The organism is Knoellia subterranea KCTC 19937 (genome assembly GCF_000768685.1).
Lineage (GTDB): Bacteria > Actinomycetota > Actinomycetes > Actinomycetales > Dermatophilaceae > Knoellia > Knoellia subterranea.
On sequence record NZ_AVPK01000009.1, the window covers coordinates 29,860 to 54,307 of the forward strand.

30 protein-coding genes are annotated in these 24,448 nt (G+C 70.0%); 24 read left to right on the forward strand and 6 right to left on the reverse strand.

Features of this window, described 5'->3' with window-relative positions:
- Window positions 1-62: 62 nt before the first annotated feature.
- On the reverse strand, window positions 63-476 hold the full coding sequence (locus tag N803_RS14035; RefSeq protein WP_052112314.1) for a DsrE family protein: 414 nt from the start codon (window positions 474-476) through the stop codon (window positions 63-65).
- A 35-nt stretch (window positions 477-511) separates the two neighbouring features.
- Between N803_RS14035 and N803_RS14040 the strand changes: the two genes are divergently transcribed.
- On the forward strand, window positions 512-1,021 hold the full coding sequence (locus tag N803_RS14040; protein WP_035906414.1) for a heme-binding beta-barrel domain-containing protein: 510 nt from the start codon (window positions 512-514) through the stop codon (window positions 1,019-1,021).
- 116 nt (window positions 1,022-1,137) lie between these two features.
- Here the strand turns inward: N803_RS14040 and N803_RS14045 are convergent, their stop codons facing one another.
- Complete coding sequence (locus tag N803_RS14045) at window positions 1,138-2,154, reverse strand: LCP family protein (RefSeq protein WP_035906416.1); 1,017 nt, start codon at window positions 2,152-2,154, stop codon at window positions 1,138-1,140.
- A 57-nt stretch (window positions 2,155-2,211) separates the two neighbouring features.
- Here N803_RS14045 and N803_RS14050 point away from each other — a divergent pair, with 57 nt between their 5' ends.
- From N803_RS14050 to N803_RS14060, 3 genes are all read left to right on the forward strand, one after another.
- Window positions 2,212-2,643 carry a Fur family transcriptional regulator gene (locus N803_RS14050; protein WP_084764543.1) on the forward strand — a complete coding sequence of 144 codons (432 nt, stop codon included), beginning with the start codon at window positions 2,212-2,214 and terminating at the stop codon, window positions 2,641-2,643.
- Window positions 2,640-3,692, forward strand: a complete 1,053-nt coding sequence (gene ygfZ, locus N803_RS14055; protein ID WP_035906420.1) for a CAF17-like 4Fe-4S cluster assembly/insertion protein YgfZ — start codon at window positions 2,640-2,642, stop codon at window positions 3,690-3,692. Before N803_RS14050 ends, ygfZ begins: the two co-directional genes overlap by 4 nt.
- 135 nt (window positions 3,693-3,827) lie before the next feature.
- Window positions 3,828-4,670, forward strand: coding sequence for a beta-keto acid cleavage family enzyme (locus N803_RS14060; RefSeq protein WP_035906423.1), 843 nt, complete (start codon window positions 3,828-3,830; stop codon window positions 4,668-4,670).
- A gap of 12 nt (window positions 4,671-4,682) precedes the next feature.
- Here N803_RS14060 and N803_RS14065 read toward each other — a convergent pair whose 3' ends face one another.
- The gene (locus N803_RS14065; RefSeq protein WP_035906427.1) at window positions 4,683-5,186 is read right to left on the reverse strand and encodes a DUF4395 domain-containing protein; all 504 of its coding nucleotides are present in this window, start codon (window positions 5,184-5,186) and stop codon (window positions 4,683-4,685) included.
- A 134-nt stretch (window positions 5,187-5,320) separates the two neighbouring features.
- Between N803_RS14065 and N803_RS14070 the strand changes: the two genes are divergently transcribed.
- The 5 genes from N803_RS14070 to N803_RS14090 are packed head-to-tail and all read left to right on the forward strand — an operon-like array spanning window position 5,321 to window position 8,288.
- A complete protein-coding gene (locus tag N803_RS14070) occupies window positions 5,321-5,689 on the forward strand; it encodes a helix-turn-helix domain-containing protein (protein WP_035906428.1) in 369 nt (122 codons plus the stop codon).
- A gap of 52 nt (window positions 5,690-5,741) precedes the next feature.
- On the forward strand, window positions 5,742-6,485 hold the full coding sequence (locus N803_RS14075) for a hypothetical protein (protein ID WP_245617287.1): 744 nt from the start codon (window positions 5,742-5,744) through the stop codon (window positions 6,483-6,485).
- A gap of 31 nt (window positions 6,486-6,516) precedes the next feature.
- Window positions 6,517-7,497: an asparaginase gene (locus tag N803_RS14080; protein WP_035906433.1), complete on the forward strand. Its 981-nt coding sequence runs from the start codon at window positions 6,517-6,519 to the stop codon at window positions 7,495-7,497.
- A gap of 16 nt (window positions 7,498-7,513) precedes the next feature.
- A complete protein-coding gene (dtd, locus tag N803_RS14085) occupies window positions 7,514-7,948 on the forward strand; it encodes a D-aminoacyl-tRNA deacylase (RefSeq protein ID WP_035906436.1) in 435 nt (144 codons plus the stop codon).
- Between the two features lie 10 nt (window positions 7,949-7,958).
- Complete coding sequence (locus N803_RS14090; RefSeq protein WP_035906442.1) at window positions 7,959-8,288, forward strand: DUF2516 family protein; 330 nt, start codon at window positions 7,959-7,961, stop codon at window positions 8,286-8,288.
- On the opposite strand, the gene N803_RS14095 is transcribed toward N803_RS14090, so the two are convergent.
- The gene (locus N803_RS14095; protein ID WP_169743101.1) at window positions 8,273-9,100 is read right to left on the reverse strand and encodes a class I SAM-dependent methyltransferase; all 828 of its coding nucleotides are present in this window, start codon (window positions 9,098-9,100) and stop codon (window positions 8,273-8,275) included. The genes N803_RS14090 and N803_RS14095 overlap by 16 nt on opposite strands.
- A 111-nt stretch (window positions 9,101-9,211) precedes the next feature.
- On the opposite strand from N803_RS14095, the gene N803_RS14100 reads away from it, so the two are divergent.
- The 7 genes from N803_RS14100 to N803_RS14130 all read left to right on the forward strand — a co-directional run bounded on the left by N803_RS14100 (window position 9,212) and on the right by N803_RS14130 (window position 16,385).
- On the forward strand, window positions 9,212-11,878 hold the full coding sequence (locus N803_RS14100) for an ATP-binding protein (RefSeq protein ID WP_035906445.1): 2,667 nt from the start codon (window positions 9,212-9,214) through the stop codon (window positions 11,876-11,878).
- Between the two features lie 119 nt (window positions 11,879-11,997).
- Entirely contained in the window at window positions 11,998-12,249 is a 252-nt protein-coding gene (locus tag N803_RS14105; protein ID WP_035906446.1) for a DUF4242 domain-containing protein, read from the forward strand.
- A gap of 1 nt (window position 12,250) precedes the next feature.
- On the forward strand, window positions 12,251-12,802 hold the full coding sequence (locus tag N803_RS17640) for a hypothetical protein (protein ID WP_052112315.1): 552 nt from the start codon (window positions 12,251-12,253) through the stop codon (window positions 12,800-12,802).
- 144 nt (window positions 12,803-12,946) lie between these two features.
- Window positions 12,947-13,738 carry a hypothetical protein gene (locus N803_RS14115; protein WP_156969795.1) on the forward strand — a complete coding sequence of 264 codons (792 nt, stop codon included), beginning with the start codon at window positions 12,947-12,949 and terminating at the stop codon, window positions 13,736-13,738.
- A 36-nt stretch (window positions 13,739-13,774) separates the two neighbouring features.
- Window positions 13,775-15,082, forward strand: coding sequence for a D-inositol-3-phosphate glycosyltransferase (mshA, locus tag N803_RS14120; protein ID WP_035906448.1), 1,308 nt, complete (start codon window positions 13,775-13,777; stop codon window positions 15,080-15,082).
- A complete protein-coding gene (locus N803_RS14125; protein WP_052112316.1) occupies window positions 15,079-15,585 on the forward strand; it encodes a YbjN domain-containing protein in 507 nt (168 codons plus the stop codon). The genes mshA and N803_RS14125 overlap by 4 nt, the downstream gene beginning before the upstream one ends.
- 65 nt (window positions 15,586-15,650) lie before the next feature.
- On the forward strand, window positions 15,651-16,385 hold the full coding sequence (locus N803_RS14130) for a phosphoglyceromutase (RefSeq protein WP_035906449.1): 735 nt from the start codon (window positions 15,651-15,653) through the stop codon (window positions 16,383-16,385).
- An 87-nt stretch (window positions 16,386-16,472) separates the two neighbouring features.
- Here the strand turns inward: N803_RS14130 and phoU are convergent, their stop codons facing one another.
- Window positions 16,473-17,180, reverse strand: coding sequence for a phosphate signaling complex protein PhoU (phoU, locus tag N803_RS14135; protein ID WP_035906450.1), 708 nt, complete (start codon window positions 17,178-17,180; stop codon window positions 16,473-16,475).
- 189 nt (window positions 17,181-17,369) lie between these two features.
- Between phoU and N803_RS14140 the strand changes: the two genes are divergently transcribed.
- Window positions 17,370-18,554 (forward strand): sensor histidine kinase, encoded by a 1,185-nt coding sequence (locus tag N803_RS14140; RefSeq protein WP_035906451.1) that lies wholly within the window; start codon window positions 17,370-17,372, stop codon window positions 18,552-18,554.
- A complete protein-coding gene (locus tag N803_RS14145) occupies window positions 18,551-19,231 on the forward strand; it encodes a response regulator transcription factor (RefSeq protein WP_035906452.1) in 681 nt (226 codons plus the stop codon). The genes N803_RS14140 and N803_RS14145 overlap by 4 nt, the downstream gene beginning before the upstream one ends.
- An 80-nt stretch (window positions 19,232-19,311) precedes the next feature.
- Here the strand turns inward: N803_RS14145 and N803_RS14150 are convergent, their stop codons facing one another.
- Window positions 19,312-19,854: a hypothetical protein gene (locus N803_RS14150; RefSeq protein WP_156969796.1), complete on the reverse strand. Its 543-nt coding sequence runs from the start codon at window positions 19,852-19,854 to the stop codon at window positions 19,312-19,314.
- Between the two features lie 234 nt (window positions 19,855-20,088).
- Between N803_RS14150 and N803_RS14155 the strand changes: the two genes are divergently transcribed.
- The 6 genes from N803_RS14155 to N803_RS14180 all read left to right on the forward strand — a co-directional run bounded on the left by N803_RS14155 (window position 20,089) and on the right by N803_RS14180 (window position 24,403).
- Window positions 20,089-20,571 (forward strand): CarD family transcriptional regulator, encoded by a 483-nt coding sequence (locus N803_RS14155; protein WP_035906457.1) that lies wholly within the window; start codon window positions 20,089-20,091, stop codon window positions 20,569-20,571.
- Between the two features lie 20 nt (window positions 20,572-20,591).
- Window positions 20,592-21,269 carry a 2-C-methyl-D-erythritol 4-phosphate cytidylyltransferase gene (gene ispD / locus N803_RS14160; protein ID WP_035906458.1) on the forward strand — a complete coding sequence of 226 codons (678 nt, stop codon included), beginning with the start codon at window positions 20,592-20,594 and terminating at the stop codon, window positions 21,267-21,269.
- On the forward strand, window positions 21,266-22,036 hold the full coding sequence (locus tag N803_RS14165; RefSeq protein WP_035906461.1) for an SDR family NAD(P)-dependent oxidoreductase: 771 nt from the start codon (window positions 21,266-21,268) through the stop codon (window positions 22,034-22,036). Before ispD ends, N803_RS14165 begins: the two co-directional genes overlap by 4 nt.
- Window positions 22,033-22,533 carry a 2-C-methyl-D-erythritol 2,4-cyclodiphosphate synthase gene (gene ispF, locus N803_RS14170; protein WP_035906462.1) on the forward strand — a complete coding sequence of 167 codons (501 nt, stop codon included), beginning with the start codon at window positions 22,033-22,035 and terminating at the stop codon, window positions 22,531-22,533. Before N803_RS14165 ends, ispF begins: the two co-directional genes overlap by 4 nt.
- A gap of 95 nt (window positions 22,534-22,628) precedes the next feature.
- Window positions 22,629-23,717: an S-(hydroxymethyl)mycothiol dehydrogenase gene (locus N803_RS14175; protein WP_035906463.1), complete on the forward strand. Its 1,089-nt coding sequence runs from the start codon at window positions 22,629-22,631 to the stop codon at window positions 23,715-23,717.
- A complete protein-coding gene (locus N803_RS14180) occupies window positions 23,717-24,403 on the forward strand; it encodes an MBL fold metallo-hydrolase (protein WP_084764545.1) in 687 nt (228 codons plus the stop codon). Before N803_RS14175 ends, N803_RS14180 begins: the two co-directional genes overlap by 1 nt.
- Window positions 24,404-24,448: the final 45 nt, after the last annotated feature.

Sequence of the window (24,448 nt, forward strand, 5' to 3'; positions counted from 1 at the left end):
CGACCGGGAAGGCGAGTCGTCCGCGCAGGGCGGGCGGACGGCATACGGGATGGGTCAGTTCGTCAGTAGACGATCGCCTGGGCGTTCGGCCGCAGGATTTCTTCCACGTATGCCGCGGCGCCCCGGATCGTGGCCCCCTCCAGGAGGTCGTTGGGCGTGAGTTCACGGCGGGCCGCGCACTGGCCGCAGACCGTGACCGTGGCATCCGTCAGGAGGGCGTCGCGCAGGTCCTCGAGCGGGGCGCCGTGGGGGAGCGCCAGCTCCTCCGCTCGACCGGCCACCGCCATCCACGTGGCGTCGCCGGTGAGCCACACGCTCACCTCTGCGCCTGCCGCCAACGCCGTCGACGCCACAGTCATCGCCTGGTTGAGGCGTTCGAGGGCCTCGGCGCCGCAGGTGATCTTGACGACGAGCGGTCGGAGGCCAGGGCTGGTGCCGGCCTCAGAGCTCTCGGCGGCTGCCGGGCTGCTGGTCATTGGGACTCCCTTCGCGTGCGACTACGATCCCATCCGTGGCATTCCACCTCGACACAGACCTTCCCAAGGAGCTCGCTCCCCTCGCTTGGCTCATCGGCAAGTGGGCCGGTGCGGGCGTCGTCGGCTACCCGACGATCGAATCCGCCAACTTCGGGCAGGAGATCGTCTGCTCGCACGACGGCCGCCCGTTCCTCGAGTGGCGGAGCAAGACGTGGCTGCTCGACGAGGCCGGCGAGAAGGTGCGACCGCTCGCGACCGAGGTCGGCTTCTGGCGACCCGTCCCCGAGACGCCCGACGGCACCAACGTCGAGCTGCTCCTGACCCACCCGACCGGCATCGTCGAGATGTATGCCGGGCACGCCCAGCCCGCCAAGGTCGAACTCCGCACCGACGGCGTGATGCGCAGCCCGCACGCGAAGGAGTACACGGCGGGGCACCGCATGTACGGCTACGTCCAGTCCAACCTCATGTGGGTCATGGACATGGCGGCGGTGGGTCAGCCGCTCCAGTCGCACCTCAGCGCCGAGCTCAAGCGCGTCGAATAACCCCCGCCGCGCTGCACCAACATTTGCTCCCCATGAGGGAACCTGAAGGGTCCGGAGGCTTCATAGCCCTCCGGTCCCTTCATCTTCCCTCCGGTCGCCGGGCCAAAGCCCCTGCGTCAGGGGGTGACGGACACGTCGGCGTAGTCGTCCATCTTGTCGTTGCGGAGCGCATCGCCGAGCGCCTTCATCCCGGGCTCGTCGACGATGTCGATCGATGCGCCTCCGGGCGAGGTGCCGAAGCCGGTGAACGGCGCCGTGATGAAGACGACGTCGCCGCTGCGCAGGTTGCGCAACGAGATCGCCTCGCTGCGCATCGTGCCCACGTCGAGCGCGTTGTCGACGGTGAGGTTGCTCGTCGCGGCGTCGATGAACTTCGTCAGCGTGATCGGGTTGGTGATGACCTCGCGGCTCAGTGTCTTGAGCATGAGCGCCTTGATGAAGGCCTGCTGGCGCCGGCCACGCGAGATGTCGCCCTCGGAGAGGGTCTTGCGCTCGCGGACGAAGGCGAGGGCCTCGGTGCCGTTGAGGTCGTTCCAGCCCTCGCGCACCTGGAAGAAGCCCTCGTCGCTGGCTTCCTCGGCATAGACCCGGACGCCACCGACGGCGTCGGTCATGTTCTTGAAGCCCTCGAAGTCGGTCTTGGCGACGTGGTCGATCTTGATGCCGAGGAGGGTCTGGAGGGTGTCGACGAGGAGCGGGGCGCCGCCATAGGCATACGCCGCGTTGATCTTGTCCTTCCCGCGCCCGGGAATGGTGATGTAGAGGTCGCGCGGGAAGTGGATGAGCTGGACCGCCGACTTGTCCTCGGGGACGTGCGCGATGACGATGACGTCGGAGCGGCTGGCCGTCTCGCCGGGGCGGGCGTCGGAGCCGACGATGAGGTAGTTCTGGCCGGCGTTCGTGGGCACCGGCTTGCCGTCGGGGCCGGTCGGTTGCGTCGTCGGCAGGAGGTTCTCGTGCGTGATGTTGCCGGCGACCTTGCGGTCGAGGAAGACGACGAACCCTCCCGCAGCGGCCACGGCGAGGGCCACGAGCGCGGCCACGATGATGAGGAAGCGGCGTCCCCAGCCGCGCTTCTTCTTGGGGCGGCGGTCCGCTCGGGGCGCGTCCTCGGAGGCGAAGTCGTCTAGCACCCGGTCAGTCTAGGTGGGTCGTCCGAGTGAGCCCGCCGAGCGGCATACATTGGAGGGGTGAGCGATCTCGGCACGCGACTGCGAGCGTCTGGGCGGCGGCTGACGCCGCAGCGCCAGGAGGTGCTCGACGCCGTCGAGCGCCTCGGTCACGCGACGCCGGAGCAGATCGTCGAGTCGGTCGCGACGACGGGCGGCGCGCCGATGGCGCTCTCGACCGTCTATCGCTCGCTCGAGGCGTTGCAGGACCTCGGCCTGGTCGGCCACACCCATGTCGACCACCGCGTGCCGAGCTATCACCTCGCGTCGCACGCCACCCACATCCATGTCGTATGCCGTGAGTGCGGGTCCGTGGGCGAGGCACCGATCGAGGTGGCCGAGGAATTCGTGGCGCACCTTGATCGTTCCCTCGGATTCGAGGCGGACGTCACGCACGCCGCCATCCACGGCCTCTGCCGCGAGTGCAGGAACCCGTCCAGGAAGAAGTCATGACCGACACGACGATCGCCCCGCCGAACTCCCCCCTGCTGGCCCGCCCGGGCGCGGTGGCCGCCGAGGGGCTCGATGCCGGGGTGGCCGCGCACTACGGCGACCCGGGGCGCGAGCAGCGGCTCCTCGAGGAGGGGCTGGCGGTCGTCGACCTGTCGCACCGCGGCGTCGTGCGCGTGTCCGGGCCGGACCGGCTGTCGTGGCTGCACTCGATCACGTCGCAGCAGTTGACCGGACTCGCGCCACGCGTCTCGACCGAGTCGCTCGTCCTCTCGCCCAAGGGTCACGTGGAGCACGCCCTGCACATCGTCGACGACGGCGAGGCCACGTGGATCACGGTCGAACCGGGCACGGCGCCGGCGTTGGCCGCGTGGCTCGATTCGATGCGGTTCATGCTGCGGGTCGAGGTCGCCGACGTGACCGACGCGTATGCCGTTCTCGGAGAACCGCTGTCGGCCGCCAGCGCCGAGGGTGAGCACCTCGCCTGGGTCGACCCGTGGCCGAACCTCGTGGGCGACACCGCGGCATACGGGCCGGAGACCGGGCACCCGGGTGAGGCGCGTCGCTGGCGCGAGTTGATCGTCCCTCGCGACGAGCTCGAGGCTGCTGTGGGGGACCGGCCGCTCGCGGGCATCTGGGCCGCCGAGGCGTTGCGGGTCGCGGCCTGGCGCCCCCGGCTCGGCCTCGAGACCGACCACCGGACGATCGCCCACGAACTCGACTGGCTGCGCACCGCCGTGCACCTGCACAAGGGCTGCTACCGCGGGCAGGAGACCATCGCGCGGGTTCACAACCTCGGCCGACCGCCGCGGCGCATCGTCTTCCTGCACCTCGACGGGTCGGGGCACGTGCTGCCTGAGGCCGGTGCGGAGCTGTTCGTCGCCGGCGCCGATGGTGCCGAGGGGCGCGCGGTCGGGCGGCTCACGACCGTCGCCCGGCACCACGAGGACGGCCCGATAGCGCTCGCGGTGGTCAAGCGCAACATCCCCACCGACGTCGATCTTGTCGCCGGAACGGTTGCTGGCGCCCAAACCGTCATCGTCACCCCCTGACCCCACCTCAACTTGCCCACGCAGAGCGTGGGACCCGCCGCCTGAAGTGGGTTCCTCTCACTTCGCTTGGTCGCGGCGGTCAAGCGAAGCGAGAGCCCGTCAAGCGAAGTCGTCTGCGGCTGACACACTGACGCCATGGCCACCGCATCGTCCGCGACCCTCATCACCGTCGCGCCCACCGGCGCCGAGCACGCGAAGGCCGATGTGCCCCAGCTGCCGACCACTCTCGACGAGCTCGTCGAGACCGCGCGCTCCTGCGAGGCCGCGGGCGCCGCCCTCATCCACCTCCACATCCGCGACCACGAGCACCGGCCCACCCTCGATGGCGGCCACCTCAAGGCAGCGGTCGACGCCATCCGCTCCGAGACCGACCTCATCGTCCAGCTGTCGACGGGTGGGTCTGTCCACGATCCCCTCGAGCAGCGGCTCACCGTCCTCGACGCCGAGCCGGACTCGTGCTCCCTGACGTGCGGCACGACGAACTTCGGCGACGACGTGTTCCTCAATCCGTGGGGCTTCATGTCGGACCTCTACGTCCAGGCCCAGGAGCGCGAGGTCGTGCCCGAGTTCGAGTTGTTCGAGCTCGGTCACGTGCACGCGCTGCGCCGGCTCATCGACACCCACGGGCTGCCGTTCGGTGGCAAGGTGCACGTCGACTTCGTCCTCGGCGTGCCCGGCGCGATGCCCGGCACGGCGGCTGCGCTCATGGCCGGCGTCGCGATGCTGCCCGAGGAGGTCACGTCGTGGTCGGCCACCGGTATCGGCCGCACCCACCTGCCGGTCCTCGCTGCGGCACTCTCTGCCGGTGGTCACCTGCGCGTCGGCATGGAGGACAACATCGTGTTCGCCCGCGGTCAGCAGGTGCAGCACAACTCCGAACTCGTGGCCCGCGCCGCCGAGCTCGCGACGACGATGCAGCGCCCGCCGATGTCGACCACCGACGCCCGCGAACTGCTCGGCATCAAGCCCCGCCGCTGAGCGAGCCCCGGGTCAGACGGGCTGCGCGACCTTCTGCCGAAGGGTGATGTCGTTGCAGGCCGCGCAGGTCTCCTCGGGGATGACGCCCAGGCGCATGAGCTGACCGAACGCCCAGCAGCCCGCGCAGAACCCGAGCGCCGACTCGAGCAGCGCGAAGACGACGAGCACCGCGAGCAGCACACTCGCCACGGTCGTCGCCCCGAACCCGAGGGCCGCCACCGCCGCCACGCTGCTCACGACGAGACCGACCGTCTGGGCGAACCGCTTCGGCGGCCCCGGCACGAGCCGCGCCTCCCCGAACAGCGGCGCGACGACATGCACCGCGAGCCGACCGAGCGGGCTGTAGCGCGGCCCGCCCGCGACGCGCAGCGCAAACCCCAGCGCGAGAACGGCCGCGAGCCACCACCACTGGGTGAGCAGGGTGAGTCCGGCGAGCAGCACGACGCCGCCCGCCACGGAGCGGGCGGCCTTTTCGTTGACCGGGTTTGGGAAGGTCAGGAACTCAGCCACAGACATAACGAGAGATTATCGCAGTACCAAGCACACGGCATACGCGATCTTGTATGCCGGTCGCTCGCCGAACGCCGTGTGTTCACCGTCACGCTTGCCCCAGTTTGCATTCTGCTAACTAGAGCAAGCACAATGGATGCATGAGCCGGAACCCGCTGAACGACCTCGCCGGACTGGGCGACTACCTGCGTGAGCAGCGTCTGTCGCACCGTCTGTCGCTGCGTCAGCTCTCCGAGCTCGCCGGGATCTCGAACCCCTACCTTTCGCAGATCGAGCGCGGCCTCAAGCGCCCGAGCGCCGAGATCCTGCAGCAGTTGGCCAAGGGGCTGGAGGTGTCGGCCGAGACGCTCTACGTCAAGGCCGGGATCCTCGAGCACCACCCCGAGGCCGAAAGCACGACCAGCACCGTCCGGGACGCCATCGCCGCCGACCCGAACCTCACCGATCGTCAGCGAGCAACCCTCCTCGACATCTATGAGTCCTTCACCGGCGCGGACCCCCAGCGCTGATCGCACCCCCACCACCTTTCGCAACCAGCACCACCAAACATCAGGAGTGAACATGGCCACCAAGACCGCCACCCAGACCCCCGCCACCCCGTTCTTCGCCGTCGTCGGCGCCACGGACCTCGCCGTCGAGCGCGCCCGTGAGGCCCGCACCACCGCGGACAAGGCCGTTGCCGACGCCCGCGCCCGCGCCGACAAGGCTGTTGCCGACGCCCGCGTCCGCGCCGACAAGACCGTCGCCGACGTCCGCACCGAGCTCGCCCCCGCCGCCGTGCAGAAGCGCGCCGAGATCGTCCTCGACGACATCAAGGCCCTCCCGACCAAGGCCCTCAATGAGGGTGTCGCCCGCGTCGACGCCGTGACGAAGTCCTACGAGGGTCTCGCGACCCGCGGCGAGAAGCTCGTCACCCGCATCAAGAACCAGAAGGCCACCAAGGACCTCGTCGAGCAGGCCGAGACCACGATCTCCCTCGGCAAGGGTGCCGTCACGACCGCCCGCAAGGCCGTCCTCGACGTCCGCAGCTCGGCCCTGGCCACCTTCACCACCGGCCGCAAGGAGGCCGTCAAGGTCGCCGAGACCCTCGTCGACACCGTCGAGGACACCACCGAGGTCGCCGCGACCGAGGTCAAGGCTGCCGCGAAGCGCACCCGCACCGCCGCCAAGCGCACCACCACGACGGCGACGAACGCTGCCAAGCGCACGACCACCTCCGCCAAGGCCACCACCACGTCGGCCCGCAAGACCGCCGCCACCTCGACCAAGGCCACGAAGAAGGCCGCTGCCAAGGTCGGCGACTGATCACACCCCCCGCGGACCTAGTCTGGAGCGCGTGAGCACCCAGACCTTCCGCACCCCTGCAGTCCTCGAAGCCGCCCCGGTCCTCGCCCACGCGATCCGGGGCGGCTTTGTCGAGTCCGTGCACCGGGCGAGCGTCGCCGTCACCGCCCCCGACGGCAGCGTCGAGCTCGAGCTCGGCAGCGCGACCGACCCGATCTTCCCGCGCTCGTCGAACAAGCCGATCCAGGCGCTGGCCATGGTGCGCCACGGCCTCGACGTCGCGCCCCACCACCTCGCCCTCGTGTGCTCGAGCCACTCGGGTGAGCCGTTCCACCTCGACGCGGCCCGGGAGATCCTCGACGGCGCCGGCCTGACCTTGCGTGACCTCCAGAACACGCCCGACTTCCCGTACGACGACGCCGCCCGCCTCGACTGGATCCGGGCCGGCCACGACAAGGAGTCGCTGGCGCAGAACTGCTCGGGCAAGCACGCGGGCATGCTCGCGACGTGCGTCATCAACGGCTGGGACCACACGGCATACCTCGATCGGGACCACCCGCTGCAGCGCGCCTGCGACGCGACGCTCGCGGAGCTCGCGGGGGAGTCCGTCGCCGCGGAGGCGGTCGACGGCTGCGGCGCGCCGGTCATGGCCGTCTCGCTCGCGGGTCTGGCGCGTGCTTTCGGCCGCATCGCGAGTGCCGAGGCGGGCACCGACGAGGCGCGCATTGCCGACGCGATCCGCAGCCACCCGCAATACCTCGGCGGCACCCGCCGCGACGTCACCACCTTCATCCGGGAGACTCCCGGAGCGATCGCCAAGGACGGTGCAGAAGCCGTGTATGCCGTGGGGCTGGCCGACGGTCGCGGCATCGCCCTCAAGGTCGCGGACGGCGGGCAGCGGGCTCGCACGGTGATCCTCGCCGCCGTCCTGCGTCGCCTCGGCGTCGAGACCGGCGCCCTCGAGGCGCTTGAGGACGCGCCGATCCTCGGTCACGGCGAACCCGTGGGTTCCGTTGTGGCAGTGGGCATCTGAGCTTCGGAGGAAGCCAGTGCGCGCTGTCATCCAGCGGGTCCGGCGCGCTGCTGTGCGCGTTGAGGATGCCGTCGTCGGGGAGATCACGGACCCCGGGCTCTTCGTCCTTGTCGGTGTGGGGCACGACGACGGCCCGGCCGAGGTCGAGTTCATCGCCCGCAAGATCGCCGACCTGCGCCTGCTCGACGGCGAGCAGTCCGTCACCGACGCACGCGCGCCCGTGCTCGTCGTCAGTCAGTTCACCCTGCTCGCCGACACCCGCAAGGGACGGCGCCCGTCGTGGAACGCGGCGGCTCCCGGCGATGTAGCGGAACCCGTTGTGGCACAGGTGGTTTCGGCGCTGCGCGCTCGGGGTCTCACCGTGGCGACGGGGCAGTTCGGTGCGCACATGGACATCGACCTCGTCGCGGACGGGCCCGTGACGATCGTCGTCGACACCGAGTCCCCGTAGGCTAGGGGTCATGTTCGGACTCGGCTCAGCCCAGTACTACGTCACCCTGGTGCTCACCATCGCGGCACTCGCCATCGAGGTGTTCGCGTTCATCCACGCCGCCCGGACGCGCCCCGACGCCTTCGCGGCGGCGAGCAAGCGCACGAAGAACTTCTGGATGGCCGTGACCGGCGTCGCCGCGCTGCTCGGCTTCGTCTCGCTCGGCGGGCTCGGGTTCCTCGCAATCATCGGTGTCGTCGCGGCCGGGGTCTACCTCGCCGACGTGAAGCCCGCGGTCGAGTCGGTCCAGGGCCGGGGCCGCGGCAACAACCTCCACCAGGGACCCTACGGACCCTGGTGACGCAGGCTCCCTGACGCCGGAGCGACTGCGCTCCAGTCGACGGTGAGCTCGCCGAGTCGCCATCGGCTCGGTCCGTCGAGGAGTGGCCAGCCGCTGTCGCGCATCGCCTGCGCCGTGGCCAGGAACCGTTGTCGCACACCGTATGCCGCGTGCCCGGCGCTACGTTCCCAGTGCCGATCGAGGTCGGCCAGGTAGCCGTGGACGGCTTCCCCGGGGATGTTGCGGTGGATGAGCGCCTTGGGCAGTCGCTCGGCAATGACCGAGGGCTGGGCCAGACCGCCTAGGTGCCAGGAGAGGGAGAGGCTGACTGGTCCCGCGTCGGGTTCGACGGCGACCCACGTCGAGAGCCGGCCGAGTTCGTCGCAGGTGCCGTCGACGAGCAGCCCGTCCGGATTCAGCCGATCGCGGACCGTGGCCCAGGCATCGGCGACCTCCTCCTCGGCGTATTGCCGGAGCACGTTGAACGCGCGGACCACCGTCGCGCGTCGACCTCCCTCGAGGGGCACCTCGAAGCCGCCACGGCGGAAGGTGAGTCCTGGGCGTTCGAGCGGTCGACCCGCGGCGACCCGCTCGGGGTCGATCTCGATGCCCACGACCTCGACGTCCGGGCGGACGCGCCGCAGCCGGTCGTGGAGCTCGACCGCCGTGACGGGAGAGGCGCCGTAGCCGAGGTCGACCACGACAGGAGGTCTCCCCGTGGCTCGGCGCAGTCGCCAGGCCGCAGGACCGGCGAGCCAGCGGTCGCAGCGGCGCAGGCGGTTGGGGTTCGTCGTACCGCGGGTGATCACCCCGATCGGTTTGCTGCTCGCCACCCGGCCAGCCTACGAGGCAGTCGAAGCACGCAGCGGGGCCTTGTTGCGGTCCCTGTGGGTGTGCTGTTTCGACTGACAGCGCCGGTCGGTCGGGAGGATGCTGAGCCCGTGATGCTCGTGGAGCGTGACACGCAGCTCCAGACCCTGATGTCCTACCGCGACGAGGCCGCCGACGGCCACGGTCGTGTCGTCTTCGTCTCGGGTGAGGCGGGCATCGGCAAGTCCGCCCTCGTCTCGGCCTTCGTCGAGGCATCGCGGGGCAGCACCCGGACGGGGATTGCCTATTGCGATGGGTCCGCCACCCCAGGTCCCCTGGCGCCGCTGCGTGAACTGCTGCCCTCCCTGCCGTCCGGCATCTGGCCCGACGAGGAGGTCCACTCGGCGGCAGGGGCGAACTCGATGTGGCTCACCCCGCTCGGGCCCTCACGGCAGGACCTGTTCAACCGGTTGTTGGCCGCCCTGCAGGGACCGGCAGGCGATACGAACGAGGGCGACCCGCGTCCGCTGCTCCTCGTCGTGGAGGACATCCACTGGGCCGACCAGGCCACCCTGGACCTGCTGCTCTTCCTTTCGCGCCGGATCCACACCTGCCGGGCGCTCGTCATTGCGACCTATCGAAGCGACGATCTCGACACCTCGATCGGGCTCCGGCTGCTGATGGGGGAGGCCGCCTCGGCGACCGGCAGCAGACGGATGAGCGTGCCACCGCTGACGCCGGGCGCGGTTGAGAAGCTCGCGGAACGTGCCCACCACTCAGCGCATGGCGATCTGTACGAACTCACTCAGGGAAACGCGTTCTACGTCACCGAAGTGCTCGCGAGTGGGGCGACGTCCGTTCCGGAGCAGTGTCGGGACGCGATCCTCGCGCGGATGGCCGTGCTCTCCCCGGCTGCCGTGCAGGCGCTCGAGATCGTCGCGCTCGCTGGTGCCCGGGTCGAGGTCGACCTGCTCGAGGTGCTGCTCTCCGGCGGCCTGGCAGCTCTCGACGAGGCCCTGGTGCACGGGATGCTCGTCGAGTCGGACGGGCTGATCAGCTTCCGGCACGAGCTCGCCCGGATCGTCGTCGAGGAGCACGTGACTCCCGGCAAGCGCACCCACCAGCACCTGCACGCCGCACTGGCGTCCCGTGGAGCCGACCCCGCCCGGTTGGCGGCCCACGCCGACCTCGGCGGGCTGAGCGAGATGGCGGTGGAGCACGCGACCGCCGCAGCCCACAACGCCTCCGCGTTGGGCGCGCACCGTGAGGCGGTGCGCCAGTTCCAGCGCGCCCTGCGGCACGCGGATCGAGTGCCCCACCTCGTGGGCGACGCCGCCCGGGCCGACCTGTTCTGGTCGCTCGGCTACGGGCTCTACATGACCGGGCGCACGGGCGAGGCGGCCGACGCCGTGGTGTCGGCGCGGGAGATCTGGGAACGGCTCGGGAGCGCGGTGCGCGTCGGCGATGCGTGGCGCTGCCTCTCCCGGCTTCTGTGGTTCGAGGGCCACAACGGAGAGGCGAACGACGCCGCTCGGACGGCTCTGTCGGTCCTCGAGCGGGTCGACGGTCCGACGACGCCTCAGCTCGCCTATGCCTACGGCAACATGACGCAGCTCGTCATGCTGACGTCCGACGGTGAGGCGACGCGTCGGTGGGGTGCCCGGACCCTTGAGCTCATCGAAGACCTCGTCGACGATCCTGCCCACACTGAACTGCGATCCCACGCGCTGACGAGCCTGGGCACGATGGAAGTCGTCGAGGGGGACGCACCCCGGGGCATCGCCCTGCTCGAGGAGGGTCTCTCCATGGCCCGCCTCGCCGACCTCCACGAGCACGCAGCCCGGGCCTACGTGAACCTCACGGCGACAGCCCTCTCCCAGCGCCGTCTGGCCGACGCGCGCCGCCACATCACCGAGGGGCTCGAATACTGCACCGAACGAGACCTCGACTCGTGGACCCACACCCTGCTCGAGGCGGAGGCCGACCTCCTCCTCTTCGAGGGCGACCTGGCTGGGACCGAGAGTCGCGCCCGCTCGCTCCTCGACCGGCCGTCGCTCCCACGGCTCCACGCCTTTGCGCCGTTGCTCCTCCTGTCGTCCGTGGCTGGCCGCCGCGGCGACGAGGACCCGGCCCCGCACGTCGAGCGAGCCCGGTCGCTGGCCGAGGAGACCGGCGAGATGCAGCGGATCGCGCCGGTCACTCAGGTGCGCTGCGAATTGGCGTGGCTGGCAGGAAGGGACGACGAGGCATCGGCGCTCGCGCTCGAGCAAGTTGAGCTCGTCGAGACGGCGGACTGTCGCTGGAACCGTGGCGCCGTCCTGCGCTGGCTCGCGCCCGCGGACCGGGCGGCGATGCATCGCGAAGTGGCGCCGCCGTTCGCAGCAGAGCTCGAGGGTCGTTGGCGTGACGCCGCGGACCTCTGGCGAGAGATCGGCTGCCCCTTCGACGAAGCGCTGGCGTTGGCCCGCAGCGGGGAGCCAGACCTCCTTGTCGAGGCCTGCGGGATCTATGAACGACTCGGTGCGTATGCCGGTGTGTCCCGTTGCCGGGACGACCTGCGGCGCCGCGGTCGTCCCGTCCCTCGGTCCCCGCGGTCGAGCACTCTCGCCCACCCGCAGGGCCTCACGGCGCGAGAGGCCGAGGTGGCCGAGCTGTTGCGAATGGGCCTGTCGGACAACGAAATTGCCGATCACCTCACGATCTCGAAGCGGACGGCGGAGCACCACGTCTCCTCGATCCTCACCAAGCTCGGCGTGTCGTCCCGACGCGCGCTGGTCGATCGGCCCGTGGCCCAGTCCTGATCCCGACGTGGGTACCCACCCAGCCCAAGATGGGTACTCAGCCCCCTGACCGGCATACCCCTGTTCTCGTGACGCTGGACCCGTCAACCAGCCGCACCACTCCCGAAAAGGACAGGCCAATGCCACTCTTCATGGACGTCCACAGCCTCGGTGACGGGGTCACGATGGACGACGTCGCCAAGGCCCACGCCGCGGATCTCGCCACTCAGGGCGAGCACGACGTCAACTACCTCCGCTACTGGGTCGACGAGCAGGCGGGTCAGATCTTCTGCCTGGTCGAGGCCCCCAACGCGGAGGCCGCCAACACCGTCCACCGCGATGCCCACGGCCTCGTCGCGGACCGCATCTTCGCCGTGCAGGAGGGCAGCTGAGATGCGCGCCCGTTCGACCGCGCTGGCCGGCAGCGTTGCGGCTGGACTGGGGGCCACTCTCCTCCTCGCCACACCCACGGCGGCGTCCGCGCACGACACGAAGACCCACGGACACACCCAGAAGCTGGCCCAATTGCGCGAGGCGACGAGCGCCTACCGCAACGGCCCGGCAGCGCCGTGGTCAACGCAGGTCTTCGACAAGGACAAGATCACCTGCATCGAGGACCCGCACGGCACGGGGACGATGGGCATCCACTTCGTCGACGTCGGCAACCTCACCGACGGCAGGATCAGCCGGCTGGCCCCGGAAGCGCTCATCTATGAACCCGGCGCAGGCGGGTCGATGACCCTCATCGCAGCGGAGTACCTCGTCCTCGCCGACGCGTGGGATGCCGATCACGCACGCCCACCGATCCTCTACGGCCACCGCTTCGAGCGGGTCGAGGCGGGCAACCGTTACGGACTCCCCGCCTTCTACGAGCTGCACGTCTGGCACGAGAAGGCCAACCCCCACGGCACCTTCAACGACTGGAACCCCACCGTCCACTGTTGAGACACCCGCACCCCGACTTCTTGCCCTCGTGGGACACGCTCGCTGGCGCTCGCTGTGTCCCACGAGGGCAAGAAGTCGAACGGCGCAGAAGCCGGGGTGTGAGCACCGCGCGCGGCTCCCAGCCAGCGCAAATATCCTGAACCCGTGCGCCAGTGGGGAGTGAGCGGCAAGCGTCGCAACGTCAGCCGGAGCATGGTGGCGCTCGTGGTCTCCGTGGCTGCGGCGGCCGTGCTCGGGCTCGTCGCGTGGCTGCCCGGGGTTCTGCGCACCGACATCGGCCTCGTCGAGGTGTCGCCGGGTCTGTTCACCCTCGACCCCGCCGCCAAAGGGGTCGCCACCCTGGGGCGCGGCTACACCGTCGCGGCCTACCAGTCGGGCTTCCGGGTCTCGGCCTCCAGCGGACCGCTCGTCGACAGCATCACGAGGGGCTCGCCCGTGAGTGCACTCCTCGGCGACCTCGGGGAGCGGGCCGACCACCCGGTCGAGCACGTGCAGGCGTCACTGGACCACGTCCACATCGCCGCGGTCGACATCGAACCGGGGCGGACGGCATACACGGGTGAGGTCTATGGCGACGTCGACGGGCAGCGCCGCGCGCTGCCCTTGACCCTGACGTTCATCCTCACCACCGCCGGGGTGCACGTCACGGCGCATGCAGAGGGCGCCGATGGTGTCGTCGTGCACCTCGACGCGATGCCGGCGACGACCGGCTTCCCGCCCGCGCTTCCGGACGGCAACCTCCGCATGAGGGGCTGGTGGATCACGGGGGGAGGCGGTGAACAGCGCGCGTTCACGTCGGCGCGGCGCAGCGTCGTCGGTGTCGGTCCGGCCACCGCGCACCGTGGCGTGGACCTGCGCCCGGACGGGCGACTCGACATCCACGTGTGGTCCGAGCGGGCGACCCTCACGCTCAGTGGTGTTCCGCGGGCGGGCTGATCGGCGCGCCGGATCCGTGCGTGCCAGACTGATCGGATGACGATCGAGCCGCGCCGCCGCAGGGTCGCGATGGTGTCGGTCCACACCTCACCGCTTGCCCAGCCCGGCACCGGTGACGCCGGGGGTATGAACGTCTATGTGATCGAGACGGCAAAACGGTTGGCGCGCAGGGGAATTGACGTCGACATCTTCACGCGTCGCACCACCGCGGCGGAGGAGCCTGTCGTCGAGGTCGAGCCCGGTGTCGTCGTGCGGCACATCGCGGCCGGGCCCTACGAGGGCCTCGACAAGGAAGACCTGCCGGGCCAGCTCTGCGCCTTCGCCGCGGGCATGATGCGCGTGGCCGCTCACGCACCGGAGGGCCACTACGACCTCGTGCACTCGCACTATTGGCTGTCCGGCCAGGTCGGCTGGCTCGCTGCCGACCGTTGGGACGTGCCGCTCGTCCACACGATGCACACGATGGCCCGGGTCAAGAACCTCCACCGCGCCGAGGGTGACGTCGAGGAGCCCAAGGGTCGCGAGATCGGTGAGGCCCAGGTGGTCGAGGCCGCCGACCGCCTCGTCGCCAACACTCGTGACGAGGCCCAGGAGCTCATCGACCTCTACGGCGCCGACCCCGAGCGGGTCGACATCGTGCCGCCCGGCGTCGACCTCGACACCTTCCGCCCGGGGGACCGCGCAGCCGCCCGGGCAGACGTCGGCGTCGCAACAGACGCCGTCCTGCTCCTCTTCGTCGGTCGCATCCAGCCGCTCAAGGCCCCGGACGTCCTCATCCGTGCCGCCGCTAACCTCGTCCGCCGCAACCCCGCCCTGCGTGACCGGCTCGTCGTCGGCATCCTCGGCGGCGCGAGCGGGGGAGCGGTGCGCAGCCCGATGGCCCTCGACTTGCTCGCCGAGGACGAGGGCATCGCCGACCTCGTGCGCTTCGTGCCTCCAGCCGACCGGGGCACCCTTGCGAAGTGGATGCGAGCGGCCGACGTCGTCGCCGTCCCGTCGCACAACGAGTCGTTCGGGCTCGTCGCCATCGAGGCTCAGGCGTGCGGTGCCGTCGTCGTCGCGACGAACGTGGGCGGCCTGCCCACTGCCGTGGGCGACGGGGGGATCCTCGTCGACGGCCACGACTCCCACGACTGGGCCGACGCCATCGAGTCCGTCGTCGACGACCCCGACCGTGCCGCTGACCTCTCTGCCCGTGCCGTGGCCCACGCGGCCCGGTTCGGCTGGGAGGTGACCGCGCAGCAGTTGGCGACCGTCTACGAAGCCGCGTTGGCGACCCCACTGCGAGCCTCCATCAACGACTCCGGCGAACTGGCCGGCATACCCCGAGCGGTGATGCCTTGAACACCCAGCCGACCCCACGAGAACTGGCCGCGACGATCGAGGCCTTCCTCGGGGACAACGACCTCGAGTGGGAGGCGGGCGCGCGCGATGGCGAATTCGTCGTCACGCTGCCCGGCGAGAAGAAGCTCAAGACCGTCGTCTCGCTCGTGGCGGGGGACAGTGACCTCTCGATCTCGGCGTTCGTCATCCGCAACCCCGACGAGAACCACGAGGAGTTCTACCGCTCGCTCCTGCGGCGCAACCTGCGGCTCCCGGGGCTGGCCTACGCCATCGACGGCAGCGGCGACGTCTACGTCACCGGGCGCGTGCCGGCAGCCGGTGTCGACGTCGAACGCCTCGACCAGATCCTCGGTGTCGTCCTCGAGGCCGCCGACGCGCCGTTCAACGAACTCCTCGTCATCGGCTTCCTCACGTCGATGCAGAAGGAGTGGGACTGGCGCGTCTCGCGCGGTGAGTCGCTGCGCAACCTCGAGGCGTTCCGTCACCTTCTCGACAAGGGCTGAACGACCTTTCCCGTTTGCCGGGTGCGCGCCGTCCGCGTCCGGCGCGCCTCGCTAGGCTGCGGACCATGGCTCACACCCTCATCCTCCTGCGTCACGGCCACTCCGAGTGGAACGCCAAGAACCTCTTCACCGGATGGGTCGACGTCGACCTCAACGACCAGGGGCGTGAGGAGGCGGTGCGCGGTGGCCAGCTGCTGCGCGACAAGGGGGTCCTGCCCACCGTCGTCCACACGTCGGTGCTGCGTCGCGCGATCTCCACGGCGAACCTCGCGCTCGACGCCTCCGACCGCCACTGGATCCCGGTGCGTCGCGACTGGCGACTCAACGAGCGTCACTACGGTGCGCTGCAGGGTCTCGACAAGGCGGCGACGCGCGACAAGTACGGCGACGAGCAGTTCATGCTGTGGCGTCGCTCGTTCGACACCCCGCCGCCGGCGATCGAGGTCGGGTCGGAGTACGACCAGACGAACGACCCGCGCTACGCCGGCATCGAGGTGCCGCGCACGGAGTGCCTCAAGGACGTCATCGAGCGGTTCATGCCCTACTGGGAGGGTGGCATCCGTGAGGACCTCGTCGCGGGTGAGACCGTCCTCATCGTTGCTCACGGCAACAGCCTGCGGGGCCTCGTCAAGCACCTCGACGGCATCTCCGACGACGCGATCGCGGAGCTCAACATCCCGACGGGCCAGCCGCTGGTCTACGAGCTCGGTGACGACTTCATGCCCACGAAGCCGGGCGAGTACCTCGACCCCGAGGCCGCTGCCGAGGCTGCCGCCGCCGTCGCCAACCAGGGCCGCTGACCCACCCCAACTTTTGCTCCCCATGAGGGAACGTGAAGGGTCCGGAGGGTTATTAACCCTCCGGACCCTTCACGTTCCCTCCGGTCGTCAGGCCTGTGGCTCCGAGGGGAGCGCTGACGCGTCCTCGTCGTCCTCGTGGCTCGACTCGCTGTCCGGGTTCTGCTCGCCCGTGACGAGGAAGACGACGCGTCGGGCGACAGAGACCGCGTGGTCGCCGAAGCGCTCGTAGTAGCGGCCGACGAGTGTGATGTCGACCGTCGTCTCGACCGGCTGGTTCCACGAGTCGGAGGCGAGGCGCTCGAACAGGCGCCGGTGCAGGTCGTCCATCGCGTCGTCGTCCCGCTCGATCTGCTTGGCGGCCTCGACGTCGCGGGCGGCGATCACGGATCCGGCCTTGGTGACGATGCGCTCGGCGACCTGACCCATCTCGAGGATGATCGACCGGAGCTCGGCGGGGACGGCGGAGTTGGGGTAGCGCAGGCGGGCGACCTTGGCGACGTGGCGCGCGAGGTCACCCATCCGCTCGATGTCGGCGCTCATGCGCATGGAGGTCACGACCATGCGGAGGTCCGTGGCGACCGGCTGCTGCAGCGCGAGCAGGTCGAAGGAGAGGAGGTCGAGCTCCTCGCGGAGCGCGTCGATCTCGGTGTCGGCGCCGATGACCGACTCGGCGAGCTGGACGTCGGCGTCGAGGAGCGCCGTCGTCGCGCGCGACATGGCCGAACTCGCCAGCCGTGTCATCTCGACGAGGCCCTCGGTGACCCGGTCCAACTCCTCGTGGAATGCCTTGCGCATGTGCTCCCTCTCGAACGTGTCGACCCAGCCCTCGGCCCGGCGGGCACGCAGACGCGGTGGATCGACGTCGGCAGCGTGACACGGGGTGGTGAATTCCCGCCACCGTGAAGGTGAACATCTGCCTCCATCCCCCCACTGCTCACCCTGGAGTGGGTCTGGGTTCACCCGCTGTCCGTTTAGGCTGATCGAGTGGATGCGTCGGTCGCGGGAATCGTGGGCGGCGGCTTGGGGCTCGTCATCGGTGCCGTCGCCGTCGCCGCCAGTCGGCTGAGCGAACGACGGTTCACGACGATCCCGCCGTCGGCGCCCCCCGCCCTTCCGGCCGGGGTGAGCGACGTGCTGGCCGTCCTGCGGTCGATCGCGATCGTCCTCGATGCGTCCGACGCCGTCGTCAACAACTCGGCCTCGGCCGTCAGCTATGGCCTGGTTCGTCACGGTGAGGTCGTGCACGCGGAGTTGCGGCAGCTCGCCCGGCAGGTCCGTCGGGACGGGGAGATCCGCGAGGTCGAGCTCGAGTTGGCGCGGGGCTTCGGCACGACGACCAACACGTTGATGACCGCTCGGGTCGCACCGCTGGGTGCGTCGCACATCCTGATCCTCGCCGAGGACCACACGCACGCCCGTCGGGTCGAGGAGGTGCGCCGCGACTTCGTCGCGAACGTCTCCCACGAGCTCAAGACGCCTGTCGGCGGCATTGCCCTGCTCGCCGAGGCCGTGCTCGACGCCCGCGACGACCCCGAGGCGGTGTCGAGGTTCGCCGAGCGCATCCAGGTCGAGTCCACGCGGCTCACCCGCCTCGTCAAGGAGATCGTCGACCTGTCCCGGCTGCAGACGGCCGACACCCTCCACGAGCCGGAACTCGTGGAGATCCCGCAGGTCGTCGCCGAGGCGGTGGACCGGCTGCGGGTTGCCGCGGAGTCGCGTGACATCACCCTCGAGACGAGCGTCGACCAGCGCGCGAGCGTGTTCGGGGACGCCGAACTCCTCGCCACCGCGGTGGGCAACCTCGTGTCCAACGCCATGAACTACTCCGAGCCCGGCACCCGTGTCGCCGTCGCGGCCCGCCGCGTGGGGGACACCGTCGAGATCACGGTGTCCGACCAGGGGCAGGGCATTCCGGCGACCGAGCAGAGCCGCATCTTCGAGCGGTTCTATCGCGTCGACGCCGCGCGCTCACGCGCCACGGGCGGCACGGGCCTGGGCCTCGCCATCGTCAAGCACGTTTGCGCGACCCACGGTGGCGACGTCGCCGTGTGGAGCGAGGAGGGGCACGGCTCCACCTTCACCATGAGACTTCCGGCCGCATCGGATCGGACTGCGGCAGACTCCGATCGTCCCCAGGTCGGTTCAGCACAAGGAGAACAGCACGGATGACCCGTATTCTCGTCGTCGAGGACGAAATCTCGTTCTCCGACCCCCTGTCCTACCTGCTGCGCAAGGAGGGCTACGAGGTGAGCGTCGCCGAGAACGGCAACGACGCCCTGGCCGACTTCGACAGTGCCGGGGCAGATCTCGTGCTGCTGGACCTCATGCTCCCCGGACTTTCCGGCGTCGATGTATGCCGTGCGCTCCGCCAACGCTCGAACGTTCCGGTCATCATGCTCACCGCGAAGGACAGTGAGATCGACAAGGTGGTCGGCCTGGAGCTCGGGGCGGACGACTACGTCACGAAGCCGTACTCATCGCGCGAGCTGCTCGCCCGCATCAAGGCCGTGCTGCGCCGCCTCAGTGAGCCCGAGGAGCTGTTGCCGACGACCCTCGAGGCCGGGCCCGTGCGCATGGATGTGGAGCGTCACGTCGTGACCGTCGGTGGCACGACGACCCAGTTGCCGCTCAAGGAGTTCGAGCTGCTGGAGATGCTCCTGCGCAACACCGGCCGCGTCCTAACGCGCATGCAGCTCATCGACCGGGTGTGGGGCAGCGACTACGTCGGTGACACCAAGACGCTCGACGTCCACGTGAAGCGACTGCGTGCCAAGGTCGAACCCGACCCCGCCAACCCGAAGCACATCGTCACGGTGCGCGGCCTGGGCTACAAGTTCGAGGCCTGAGACCGAGCCCCCGGCAACCGACGAGCCCACCGGCGCGCACAGCGCTCGGTGGGCTCACGGCATACGCCGAAGGGTGTGCGTCAGTGGCTGGCGCTGGCCGACGCGCTCGCGCTCGGAGTGGCTGCCTCGGTCACCGCGGGGGCGCCGGCCGGCTTGTGGCTCTCGTAGTAGGCGGTCGCCGGGAGGACCGGGACCTGGACGACGTTGACGCCGGTGCCGGCCGTCGTCACCTGAAGCTGGAGCACGTCACCGGGGGCGACGCCGACCTTGGGGAGGACGAGGGCCGTGTCGTCGCCGAGGGCGAGCGAGGAGTGGCGGTCGACCGTCACCTGGCCGCCTTCGCCGCCGTCAGCGGCGAACGAGACGTCGATGTCCTCATTGCTCGTGTTGACGAGCTGGCCGACGATCTGGCCCTCGGAGTCCTTGGCGTTCGACACGACGACGACACCGCGCACGTCGAGGTCGCCGAAGGTCGCGTTGACCCCGTCCGCTGCCTGGTAGTCCTCGTCCGTCTGCATCGGCGAGAACACGGCGCAGCCGCCGAGGAGGGTCGTGCCGATGGCCGCGGCGGCGAGGGCAGCACGAAGGCGTCGGCGGGGAGTCGTCACAGGTGCGGTCGTCACGGGGGACAGCGTAGCGAGCGCCGCCGGTCCGCGTGTGCGCAGTGGTCGTGACTGGCGGTACGGGCGCGTTGGCACGAGGGCTCGGGAGGCATGACAACGGCGTTGTGTCAAGACCCAATGTGACTGCCCTTCAACGGTTTTCGGGTCTCTGACCTGCACGTATGCCGTCCGCTTCGATTCCGTCTGCGGCCCTCGGCGTGTTAAACTTGCCCTCGCGAAAGGGGCAAGTTGCATATGGTTTTCAAGGTCGGCGAGACGGTCGTGTACCCCCACCATGGGGCTGCGCGCATCGAAGAGATCAACAAGCGCACCATCAAGGGCGAAGAGAAGCTCTACCTGAAACTCAAGGTGGCTCAGGGCGATCTCATCATCGAGGTTCCTGCAGAGAACTGTGATCTGGTCGGCGTGCGTGACGTCGTCGACAAGGCCGGTCTCGAGAAGGTCTTCGACGTTCTTCGGGCCCCGTTTGCCGAGGAGCCGACCAACTGGTCGCGTCGCTTCAAGGCGAACCTCGAGAAGCTCGCATCGGGCGATGTCATCAAGGTCGCCGAGGTCGTCCGCGACCTGTGGCGCCGTGACAAGGACCGCGGACTGTCGGCCGGTGAGAAGCGCATGCTCTCCAAGGCTCGTCAGATCCTCGTCTCCGAGCTGGCTCTGGCCGAGAAGACCGACGAGGACAAGGCCGAGACCATCCTCGACGAGGTCCTCGCGTCCTGAACGCTGCTGGCACCCACGCCGTGAACACTCACGTCGGTGTCATCCTCGTTGCCGCAGGTTCGGGCACGAGACTTCGGGCAGCGCAGCCCAAGGCCTTCGTCCGCGTGGCGGGCCACACGCTCCTCGAGCATGCCGTCGCGCGTGCGTTCGAGGCGGCTGACACCACTCAGATCGTCGTCGTCGCGCCCGCCTCCCACCTCGTGGAGGCGGGCGCGCTCGCGTCCGCGCACCCTCGCGCTGCCGACGTGACGGTCGTCGCCGGAGGTGCCGAGCGGACCCACTCCGTCGCGGCCGGTCTGGCAGCCCTCCATGATGACATCGGCGTCGTCCTCGTCCACGACGCGGCGCGATGCCTGGCCCCGGCAGGCCTCTTCGACCGTCTGGTCGAGGCCGTCCGTACAGGCCACGACGCAGTCGTTCCCGGTCTGGCCGTCGCCGACACGATCAAGCAGGTCGATGCATCGGGTCAGGTCGTCGCGACGCCCGACCGGTCGACGTTGCGGGCGATCCAGACACCCCAGGCCTTCACTCGTCACGTCCTCGCCGACGCCCATGCCTCGGGCGTCGAGGCCACCGACGATGCGGCCCTCGTCGAACGGCTCGGCACGACCGTGCTCGTCGTCGACGGAGACGAGCTGGCCTTCAAGGTGACCACGCCGACCGACCTCGAGCGGGCCGAACGTATTCTCGGAGGGTGAGCCAGACCCCCGTCGCCCTTGTCACCGGAGGCGGCACCGGCATCGGTGCCGCGATCACCCGCCGCCTCGTCGAGGACGGGTATGCCGTCGTCATCGGCGGTCGGCGCCGCGAGCGACTCGAGGCGGTCGCAACCGAACTCGGCAACGCCGTGACGGCCGTGCAGCTCGACGTGACCGACCCGGGCAGCGTCACGGCCGTGATGGGGACGCTGGACCGGCTCGACGTCCTCGTCAACAACGCCGGCGGAGCCCTCGGGGTGAGCTCGGTCGAGGAGGGCGACCTCGCCGAGTGGGAGCAGATGTATGCGACCAACGTCCTCGGCACCGTCCGCATGACCCAGGCGGCGCTGCCGCTCCTGCGGGCATCGGCAAGCGCCACGATCGTCAACGTCAGTTCCATCGCGGGGGAGCGGGTCTATCCCGGTGGGGGTGGCTACACAGCGGCGAAGCACGGCGAGTCCGCGGTGTCCGAGACCCTTCGCCTCGAACTCAACGGCAGCCACGTCCGTGTCATCGAGATCCGGCCCGGCATGGTCCACACCGAGGAGTTCTCGCTGACGCGCCTGCACGGTGACCAGTCGGCGGCGGACAAGGTCTATGACGGCGTCGACCGTCCGCTCGTGGCCGACGACGTCGCGGCCTGCGTCGCCTTCGCCGTCGGCCTGCCGCAGCACGTCAACATCGACACCCTCGTCGTCAAGCCCGTCGCCCAGGCCGCGCCCCACCTGCTGCACCGCGGCCCGATCGATTGGCAGGACGAGTCATGAACGCGATGCCGTTGCCGCGCACCGGGATCGGCGTCGACGTCCACGCCTTCGCGCCCGAGGGTTCGGACCGCCAGCTCTGGATCGCGGGCCTGCACTGGCCCGGAGAGCGGGGGCTCGACGGACACTCCGACGCCGACGTGGCAGCCCACGCTGCCTGCGACGCCCTCTTCTCGGCGGCCGGGATCGGCGACCTGGGCCAGCACTTCGGAACGGATCGGCCCGAGTTCGCCGGAGCATCCGGTGTCACCCTCCTCGCCGAGGCGGCGCGACTCGTGCGCGAGGGCGGGTTCGAGATCGGCAACGTCGCGGTGCAGGTCGTCGGCAACCGACCCAAGATCGGAACGCGTCGCGCCGAGGCCGAGAAGGCCCTGTCCGATGCCTGCGGGGCGCCCGTGTCCGTGAGTGGCACGACGACCGACGGGCTCGGGCTGACCGGACGCGGCGAGGGGATCGCGGCCATCGCCACCGTCCTCGTCGTGGCCGCACCCCCTCGCTGACCTGCAGCGACACCCGGTAACGTCGCTCGGGAACGAGCAACGAGAACGCGAGCGACCGGCATACCGCCTGGTCGACACCACTGGAGGTGGGGCACGTGCCGCAGATCGTCAAGGGAGTCATCGCCAGGTCCAAGGGGGCCGACGTCGAGCTTGTCGACATCGTCGTGCCGGACCCCGGTCCGGGTGAGGCCGTCGTGCAGGTGCAGTCCTGTGGGGTCTGCCACACGGACCTGCACTACCGCGAGGGCGGGATCAACGACGAGTTTCCGTTCCTGCTGGGCCACGAGGCTGCCGGTGTCGTCGAGGCAGTCGGCGAGGGCGTGACCGAGGTCGCCCCCGGCGACTTCGTCATCCTCAACTGGCGCGCCGTCTGCGGACAGTGCCGCGCCTGCCTCAGGGGCAAGCCGTGGTACTGCTTCAACACCCACAACGCCAAGCAGAAGATGACGCTGGCCGACAGCGGCGAAGAGCTGTCGCCCGCACTCGGCATCGGTGCGTTCATCGAGAAGACGCTGGTCGCCGCCGGTCAGTGCACCAGGGTCGACTCGGAGGCGGATGCCGCGGCCGTCGGCCTTCTCGGTTGCGGCGTCATGGCCGGATTCGGAGCTGCCGTCAACACCGGTGGCGTGACACGGGGCGACTCGGTCGCAGTCATCGGCTGCGGCGGCGTGGGCAACGCCGCCATCGCGGGCGCGACCGTCGCCGGAGCGACCACGGTCATCGCCGTCGACGTCGACGACCGCAAGCTCGAGGGCGCCAAGGCCTTCGGCGCGACCCACACCGTCAACGGCCGCACCGAGGACGTCGTCGAGCGGATCCGTGAACTCACCGGCGGCTTCGGGGCCGACGTCGTGGTCGAGGCGGTCGGCCGCCCCGAGACCTATGAGCAGGCGTTCTATGCGCGCGACCTCGCCGGCACGGTCGTCCTCGTGGGCGTCCCGACGCCGGACAAGCAGGTCACGCTGCCGATGATCGAGATCTTCGGTCGGGGAGGGGCGCTCAAGTCGAGCTGGTACGGCGACTGCCTCCCCAGCCGTGACTTCCCCATGCTCGTCGACCTCTATCGACAGGGCCGCTTCGACCTCGACGCCTTCGTCTCCGAGCGGATCGGACTCGGCGACGTCGAGGGCGCCTTCGACAAGATGGAACGCGGCGAAGTGCTGCGTTCCGTGGTGGTGCTCTGATGTCTCAACCCGACTCCGGCAGCTCCGGCACGTCCATCGACCACCCGCGCACGCATGACGGCGTCCGGGTCGACCGCGTCGTCACCTCCGGCACCTTCGAGCTCGATGGCGGATCCTGGGACGTCGACAACAACGTCTGGGTCGTCGGTGACGATCGGGAGTGCGTCGTCATCGACGCGGCCCACGATGTCGACACCATTCTTGGCGCCGTCGGCGGACGGGCCGTGCGCGCCATTCTGCTGACCCACGCCCACAACGACCACATCAACGTTGCGAACGACCTGGCCGCGGCCACCGGGGCGCCGCTCCACCTCCACCCAGACGGCCGGGTCCTGTGGGCCCTGAGCCAGGACGGGCCGCCGCCCGAGCAGACCCTAACGCAGGGGCAGGAGTTCCACGTCGGCCACGTCGCGATCCGGGTGCTGCACACCCCAGGCCACGCGCCGGGTGCCTGCTGCTTCCACGTGCCGGCCCTGCACGTCGTCTTCACCGGCGACACGTTGTTCTCCGGCGGACCGGGGGCGACGGGCCGCTCGTTCAGCAGCTTCGACCAGATCATCGAGTCGATCCGCGAGCACCTGCTGACGCTCCCCAGCGGAACGGTCGTCCTCACGGGTCACGGTGACTCGACGACGATCGGCGCCGAGGCGCCGCACCTCGACGAGTGGATCGCCCGCGGCCACTGACCGCGCCCCAACATTTGCTCCCCATGAGGAAACCTGCGGGGTCCG

Bases quoted from the DNA above. Each gene is read 5' to 3' on its own strand.
- N803_RS14090 (WP_035906442.1), top strand. From the start codon at position 7,959: ATGTTCGGACTCGGCTCAGCCCAGTACTACGTCACCCTGGTGCTCACC.
- N803_RS14180 (WP_084764545.1), top strand. From the start codon at position 23,717: ATGTCTCAACCCGACTCCGGCAGCTCCGGCACGTCCATCGACCACCCG.
- mshA (WP_035906448.1), top strand. From the start codon at position 13,775: ATGACGATCGAGCCGCGCCGCCGCAGGGTCGCGATGGTGTCGGTCCAC.
- N803_RS14065 (WP_035906427.1), bottom strand. From the start codon at position 5,186: ATGTCTGTGGCTGAGTTCCTGACCTTCCCAAACCCGGTCAACGAAAAG.
- ispF (WP_035906462.1), top strand. From the start codon at position 22,033: ATGAACGCGATGCCGTTGCCGCGCACCGGGATCGGCGTCGACGTCCAC.
- N803_RS14130 (WP_035906449.1), top strand. From the start codon at position 15,651: ATGGCTCACACCCTCATCCTCCTGCGTCACGGCCACTCCGAGTGGAAC.
- N803_RS14155 (WP_035906457.1), top strand. From the start codon at position 20,089: ATGGTTTTCAAGGTCGGCGAGACGGTCGTGTACCCCCACCATGGGGCT.
- N803_RS14060 (WP_035906423.1), top strand. From the start codon at position 3,828: ATGGCCACCGCATCGTCCGCGACCCTCATCACCGTCGCGCCCACCGGC.
- N803_RS17640 (WP_052112315.1), top strand. From the start codon at position 12,251: ATGCGCGCCCGTTCGACCGCGCTGGCCGGCAGCGTTGCGGCTGGACTG.
- N803_RS14105 (WP_035906446.1), top strand. From the start codon at position 11,998: ATGCCACTCTTCATGGACGTCCACAGCCTCGGTGACGGGGTCACGATG.
- phoU (WP_035906450.1), bottom strand. From the start codon at position 17,180: ATGCGCAAGGCATTCCACGAGGAGTTGGACCGGGTCACCGAGGGCCTC.
- N803_RS14070 (WP_035906428.1), top strand. From the start codon at position 5,321: ATGAGCCGGAACCCGCTGAACGACCTCGCCGGACTGGGCGACTACCTG.
- ygfZ (WP_035906420.1), top strand. From the start codon at position 2,640: ATGACCGACACGACGATCGCCCCGCCGAACTCCCCCCTGCTGGCCCGC.
- N803_RS14035 (WP_052112314.1), bottom strand. From the start codon at position 476: ATGACCAGCAGCCCGGCAGCCGCCGAGAGCTCTGAGGCCGGCACCAGC.
- N803_RS14075 (WP_245617287.1), top strand. From the start codon at position 5,742: ATGGCCACCAAGACCGCCACCCAGACCCCCGCCACCCCGTTCTTCGCC.
- N803_RS14145 (WP_035906452.1), top strand. From the start codon at position 18,551: ATGACCCGTATTCTCGTCGTCGAGGACGAAATCTCGTTCTCCGACCCC.
- N803_RS14100 (WP_035906445.1), top strand. From the start codon at position 9,212: ATGCTCGTGGAGCGTGACACGCAGCTCCAGACCCTGATGTCCTACCGC.